This is a genomic window from Lactobacillus sp. UMNPBX1 (assembly GCF_002554085.1).
In the GTDB taxonomy this organism is placed as follows: Bacteria; Bacillota; Bacilli; order Lactobacillales; family Lactobacillaceae; genus Lactobacillus; species Lactobacillus crispatus.
Window position 1 is genome coordinate 1 of sequence record NZ_PCZI01000069.1, and the last position, 387, is coordinate 387.

Genomic DNA, 387 nt, shown 5'->3' on the forward strand with positions numbered 1-387 from the left:
CTCTCAGGCTGCAGTTATTTTATTTGGAAGACCAATGTCATGGTCAGGCTGTATTCGAATCATTGTATCAGCAAATCGAATATATCTCGGAATTAACCAATGAATTCAATCTATATTCCGCTGAGACGCTGGAAAGCTCTTATATTGTAAATGAAGAAGTGCGTCTAAACGAGCTATTAGAAACAGCGGTGAAAAAGTGGGATTATTTATACAGTATGAGTGGGATTGAGCTGCACTATAAGGCGGCAGATCAAGATGTGATATGGATGAGCAACGCGTTATGGATGCAAAGGCTGTTTGATAATATTTTTCAAAATACGTTAAAGCATTCAAAAGCTGAAAAGATGGAAGTCACGATTGAACATGACAATGTTTTTATTCGTGATG

General features: G+C 37.5%; 1 protein-coding gene. It reads left to right on the forward strand.

What is annotated here, in order from left to right; all coding sequences use genetic code 11:
* On the forward strand, positions 1-387 hold a 387-nt coding region (locus CP352_RS10825; RefSeq protein WP_143465310.1), incomplete at both ends, for a HAMP domain-containing sensor histidine kinase.